Origin of the sequence: Phaeacidiphilus oryzae TH49 (assembly GCF_000744815.1) — a bacterium.
Taxonomy (GTDB): Bacteria; Actinomycetota; Actinomycetes; order Streptomycetales; family Streptomycetaceae; genus Phaeacidiphilus; species Phaeacidiphilus oryzae.
The window spans coordinates 6,851,818-6,858,095 of record NZ_JQMQ01000005.1 but is presented as its reverse complement, the minus strand read 5'-3'; the positions used below and the strand labels follow the sequence as shown (position 1 = coordinate 6,858,095).

Sequence of the window (6,278 nt, the reverse complement as noted above, 5' to 3'; positions counted from 1 at the left end):
GTCACCCCATCGCTCACCTACTACAAGCTTGGTCCGCGGCTCCACCACTCCCCTTTCCGAAGACCTCCGGGCGGCTTCACGGGCTTAGCATCACCTGGTTCAGCGCTGGCGCACTGCCACGGGTACCGGAATATCAACCGGTTGTCCATCGACTACGCCTGTCGGCCTCGCCTTAGGTCCCGACTTACCCTGGGCAGATCAGCTTGACCCAGGAACCCTTGGTCAATCGGCGCAGGAGTTTCCCACTCCTGAATCGCTACTCATGCTGCATTCTCACTCGTGAACCGTCCACCCCTCGCTTCCGCGGAGGCTTCACCCGGCACACGACGCTCCCCTACCCATCCCAGCGGGCGTTGGCCCTCATGCTGGAACGACACGACTTCGGCGGTGCGCTTGAGCCCCGCTACATTGTCGGCGCGGAATCACTTGACCAGTGAGCTATTACGCACTCTTTCAAGGGTGGCTGCTTCTAAGCCAACCTCCTGGTTGTCTCTGCGACTCCACATCCTTTCCCACTTAGCACACGCTTAGGGGCCTTAGTCGATGCTCTGGGCTGTTTCCCTCTCGACCATGGAGCTTATCCCCCACAGTCTCACTGCCGCGCTTCACTTACCGGCATTCGGAGTTTGGCTAAGGTCAGTAACCCGGTCAGGCCCATCGCCTATCCAGTGCTCTACCTCCGGCAAGAAACACACGACGCTGCACCTAAATGCATTTCGGGGAGAACCAGCTATCACGGAGTTTGATTGGCCTTTCACCCCTAACCACAGGTCATCCCCCAGGTTTTCAACCCTGGTGGGTTCGGGCCTCCACACGGTCTTACCCGCGCTTCACCCTGCCCATGGCTAGATCACTCCGCTTCGGGTCTTGAGCGTGCTACTCCGGCGCCCTCTTCGGACTCGCTTTCGCTACGGCTACCCCACCCGGGTTAACCTCGCAACACACCGCAAACTCGCAGGCTCATTCTTCAAAAGGCACGCAGTCACGAGGATGTGCAAGCACACCCCGACGCTCCCACGGCTTGTAGGCACACGGTTTCAGGTACTATTTCACTCCGCTCCCGCGGTACTTTTCACCATTCCCTCACGGTACTATCCGCTATCGGTCACCAGGGAATATTTAGGCTTAGCGGGTGGTCCCGCCAGATTCACACCAGATTCCTCGAGCCCGGTGCTACTTGGGAAACAAGCAAGCAAGTCGCTGACGTTTCAGCTACGGGGGTCTTACCCTCTACGCCGGGCCTTTCACATGCCCTTCGCCTACACCAACGATTTCTGACTCACCCAGCCTCCGGCAGAAGACTGAAGCTCGCTCCCACAACCCCGCCTGCGCAACCCCTGCCGGGTCTCACACACAAACGGTTTAGCCTCATCCGGTTTCGCTCGCCACTACTCCCGGAATCACGGTTGTTTTCTCTTCCTGCGGGTACTGAGATGTTTCACTTCCCCGCGTTCCCTCCACACTGCCTATGCGTTCAGCAGCGGGTGACGACCCATGACGATCGCCGGGTTTCCCCATTCGGACACCCCCGGATCAAAGCTCGGTTGACAGCTCCCCGGGGCCTATCGCGGCCTCCCACGTCCTTCATCGGTTCCTGGTGCCAAGGCATCCACCGTGCGCCCTTAAATACTTGGCCACAGATGCTCGCGTCCACTGTGCAGTTCTCAAGCAACAACCAACCACCCACCTAGTCCAAGCATGAGGTCGGCACTGAGAACGAGCGGCCAACGGCCGTGCCCTCAGGACCCAACAGCGCGCCCAGCACCCCAGACCGGAGACCCGTCACGTTCCACGCCCCGAAGAGCAGTACTAGCGAGGTCCCCATCCCTGAGGCACTGAATAGTCAACGTTCCACCCATGAGCTGACCACCGCCGGACATTCGCCGGCGTCGTGGCTCTGGACCGCCGTAGCGGCCAAGATGCTCCTTAGAAAGGAGGTGATCCAGCCGCACCTTCCGGTACGGCTACCTTGTTACGACTTCGTCCCAATCGCTGGTCCCACCTTCGACGGCTCCCCCCACAAGGGTTGGGCCACCGGCTTCGGGTGTTACCGACTTTCGTGACGTGACGGGCGGTGTGTACAAGGCCCGGGAACGTATTCACCGCAGCATGCTGATCTGCGATTACTAGCGACTCCGACTTCATGGGGTCGAGTTGCAGACCCCAATCCGAACTGAGGCCGGTTTTTTGAGATTCGCTCCACCTTGCGGTATCGCAGCTCATTGTGCCGGCCATTGTAGCACGTGTGCAGCCCAAGACATAAGGGGCATGATGATTTGACGTCGTCCCCACCTTCCTCCGAGTTGACCCCGGCAGTCTCCCGTGAGTCCCCGGCATAACCCGCTGGCAACACAGGACAAGGGTTGCGCTCGTTGCGGGACTTAACCCAACATCTCACGACACGAGCTGACGACAACCATGCACCACCTGTACACCGACCACAAGGGGGCGCCCATCTCTGGACGTTTCCGGTGTATGTCAAGCCTTGGTAAGGTTCTTCGCGTTGCGTCGAATTAAGCCACATGCTCCGCCGCTTGTGCGGGCCCCCGTCAATTCCTTTGAGTTTTAGCCTTGCGGCCGTACTCCCCAGGCGGGGAACTTAATGCGTTAGCTGCGGCACCGACGACGTGGAATGTCGCCAACACCTAGTTCCCAACGTTTACGGCGTGGACTACCAGGGTATCTAATCCTGTTCGCTCCCCACGCTTTCGCTCCTCAGCGTCAGTAATGGCCCAGAGATCCGCCTTCGCCACCGGTGTTCCTCCTGATATCTGCGCATTTCACCGCTACACCAGGAATTCCGATCTCCCCTACCACACTCCAGCCTGCCCGTATCGAATGCAGACCCGGGGTTAAGCCCCGGGCTTTCACATCCGACGCGACAGGCCGCCTACGAGCTCTTTACGCCCAATAATTCCGGACAACGCTCGCACCCTACGTATTACCGCGGCTGCTGGCACGTAGTTAGCCGGTGCTTCTTCTGCAGGTACCGTCACTTGCGCTTCTTCCCTGCTGAAAGAGGTTTACAACCCGAAGGCCGTCATCCCCCACGCGGCGTCGCTGCATCAGGCTTGCGCCCATTGTGCAATATTCCCCACTGCTGCCTCCCGTAGGAGTCTGGGCCGTGTCTCAGTCCCAGTGTGGCCGGTCGCCCTCTCAGGCCGGCTACCCGTCGTCGCCTTGGTAGGCCATCACCCCACCAACAAGCTGATAGGCCGCGGGCTCATCCTGGATCGCCGGAGCTTTCCACCCCCCACCATGCGGAGGAGGGTCATATCCGGTATTAGCACCGGTTTCCCGGTGTTATCCCAGAATCCAGGGCAGATTGCCCACGTGTTACTCACCCGTTCGCCACTGATCCACCCCGAAGGGCTTCACCGTTCGACTTGCATGTGTTAAGCACGCCGCCAGCGTTCGTCCTGAGCCAGGATCAAACTCTCCGTGAATGCTTTAAAAAAGAGCATCACGCAGAGGATGTGAATCCTCGCTGTGATTCTTCAAAGGAACCTCGCCGCCTCGGAGACCGAGACAGACGGGGTGTTTTATAGTCTGGCGTTGACTTTTGGCACGCTGTTGAGTTCTCAAGGAACGGACGCTTCCTTCGAACCGCCATCCCCAATGTCGGGGTCGTCGGCCTCTCCGGGCGCTTCGTTCGGGGTTCACCGTATCAGATGATTTTTCCCGGCCTTTCGGCGGGTTTTACGTCTGCGGTGTTTCCCGTCGCTCTCGCGGCGGGACGACGCAGACTTTACGGGGGCAGCGGCGGCGCAGGCAAATCGGGGTGCGGCCGAACGAGTGGGCGATGACGTAGAGTCAGCGCCCGAGGCAAGTGGACTAGACCACTTGCGCGTCATCGCGCGCGGTCGGAGTCCTCGTTCGACTATGTCCGACTTGCCATGAATTATTGTGTTTCGACTGGATGCGGGGCGCTGCTCCGCGCGGTCACCGCTAGGAGGCTGGACCATGACCGATGTGTCAGCGCCGCTCGCCGGCACCGTCGTCGGGCTCGGCGGGGTTCCGGACCCCGTCTTCGCCGGGGCGATGGTCGGGCCTGGCACCGCGATCGATCCCGAGCGCGTCGCACAGGAGGCCGTGGCGCCGGTGGCGGGGACGATCATCTCGATGCACCCGCACGCCTATGTGGTGGTGGACGCCGAGGGGCATGGAGTACTGACCCATCTGGGCATCGATACCGTGCAGCTCAACGGTGAGGGCTTCGAGTTGCTGGCGCAGAAGGGCGACACCGTCGCCCTCGGGCAGCCGGTGGTGCGCTGGAACCCCGCGGACGTGGAGGCGAAGGGCAAGTCACCGGTCTGCCCGGTGGTTGCGCTCGAGGCCACCGCCGAGGCGTTGTCCGGCCTCAAGGAGGAGGGCACCGTGCAGGCCGGTGACCTCCTCTTCGGCTGGAAGTAGCGCGGGAAGCAGCGGCATTGACCGAGAACGCGGACGCAGGCAGCAAGCCCAGTAGGCAGAGACGGAGACAGCTCGTCATGGAACAGACCCTGCGCGGGGTGGGCGTCAGTCACGGCATCGCGATCGGGCCGGTGCGGCACATGGGCACCGCCGTGCTGGAGCCCCCGGCGGAGCAGATCGCGGCGCACGAGGCTGAGCGCGAACAGGCGAAGGCGCGGCGGGCGGTCGAGGCGGTGGCCGCCGATCTGCAGGCCCGCGGCAACCTGGCCGGCGGGGAGGCGCAGGCGGTCCTTGAGGCCCAGGCGCTGATGGCGCAGGACCCGGAGTTGCAGGCCGACGTGGACCGGCGGATCGCCGTGGGCAGCAGCGCCGCGCGGGCGGTCTACGACGCCTTCGCCTCCTACCGTGCGCTTCTCGCCCAGGCCGGGGACTACCTGGCCGGTCGGGTGGCGGATCTGGACGATGTGCGGAACCGGATCGTGGCCCGGCTGATGGGCGTGCCGATGCCGGGGGTGCCGGACAGCGACGAACCGTACGTGCTGGTCGCGCAGGATCTCGCGCCGGCGGACACGGCGCTGCTCGACCCGGCGCTGGTGCTCGGGTTCGTCACCGAGGAGGGCGGGCCGACCAGCCACAGCGCGATCCTGGCGCGGGCGATGGGCGTGCCGGCCGTGGTGGCGCTGCGCGGGGCGGTGGAGGTGGCCGAGGGGACGGTCGCGGCCGTGGACGGGAGCAGCGGGGAGGTGGTGGTAGCGCCGACCGAGGAGCGGCAGGCCGCGCTGCGGGCCGCGGCGGCGGAGCGGAAGGCCGCGTTGGCGGCGGCCACCGGGCCGGGGCGGACGGCGGACGGGCACGCGGTCCCGCTGCTGGCGAACGTCGGCGGTCCTGCGGACGTGCCGGCCGCGGTGGAGAACGGGGCGGAGGGCGTGGGGCTGTTCCGCACCGAGTTCCTGTTCCTGGACGACTCCAAGCAGGCGCCGTCGCAGGCCAAGCAGGTCGAGGCCTATCGGAAGGTGCTGGAGGCGTTCCCCGGGGCCCGGGTCGTGGTGCGGGTGCTGGATGCCGGGGCGGACAAGCCGCTGGACTTCCTGACGCCGGCGGACGAGCCGAACCCCGCTCTCGGGGTGCGCGGGCTGCGCACCCTCCTCGACCACCGCGAGGTGCTCCTCACCCAGCTGCGGGCGCTGGCCGAGGCGGCCCGGGGGCTGCCGGTGCACCTTGAGGTGATGGCGCCGATGGTGGCGGACCGGGCGGACGCCGCGGCTTTCGCGCAGGCCTGCCGAGAGGCCGGTCTGGACGCCAAGTACGGCGTCATGGTGGAGATCCCGTCGGCGGCGCTGCGGGCCCGGGCGATCCTGGGCGAGGTGGAGTTCCTGTCCCTGGGTACCAACGACCTCGCCCAGTACACCTTCGCGGCCGACCGGCAGGTGGGGGCGCTGGCGCGGCTTCAGGACCCGTGGCAGCCGGCCCTGCTGGACCTGGTGGCCGCGGCCGCGGAGGCCGCCAGGGCGACCGGGAAGAGCTGCGGGGTCTGCGGGGAGGCGGCCTCGGATCCGGAGCTGGCCTGCGTGCTGACCGGGCTCGGGGTGACCAGCCTGTCGATGGGCGCGGCGGCGCTGCCGTATGTGCGGGCGACGCTGGCCAAGCACACGCTGGCGCAGTGCCAGCGGGCCGCCGCGGCGGCTCGGGCGGCCGACTCGCCCGAGGAGGCGCGGGAGGCGGCGCGGCAGGTGCTGAGCGGGGAGTAGCGATCGGGGTCCTCGTCGGGACCTCCGAGGCGCCGGGTCCGGTCGCGGGCCCGGCGCCTTTCGTTGGTTTCAGAAGGTTTATTGGTCTGAACCATTGACACTGCCATGACTACAGGA

General features: G+C 65.0%; 2 protein-coding genes and 2 rRNA genes. 2 read left to right on the top strand and 2 right to left on the bottom strand.

All coding sequences use genetic code 11. The annotated features are described in order from the left end of the window. Both BS73_RS34140 and BS73_RS34135 read right to left on the bottom strand, forming a co-directional pair. Positions 1 to 1,636 (bottom strand): 23S ribosomal RNA (locus tag BS73_RS34140); the annotation flags it as partial. 294 nt (positions 1,637 to 1,930) lie between these two features. Next, positions 1,931 to 3,446, bottom strand: a 16S ribosomal RNA gene (locus tag BS73_RS34135). Positions 3,447 to 3,963: 517 nt separating this feature from the next. On the opposite strand from BS73_RS34135, the gene BS73_RS34130 reads away from it, so the two are divergent. Continuing rightward, complete coding sequence (locus BS73_RS34130; protein ID WP_037578189.1) at positions 3,964 to 4,413, top strand: PTS sugar transporter subunit IIA; 450 nt, start codon at positions 3,964 to 3,966, stop codon at positions 4,411 to 4,413. Positions 4,414 to 4,490: 77 nt separating this feature from the next. Then, positions 4,491 to 6,161 (top strand): phosphoenolpyruvate--protein phosphotransferase, encoded by a 1,671-nt coding sequence (ptsP, locus tag BS73_RS34125; RefSeq protein WP_037578188.1) that lies wholly within the window; start codon positions 4,491 to 4,493, stop codon positions 6,159 to 6,161. Positions 6,162 to 6,278 lie beyond the last annotated feature (117 nt).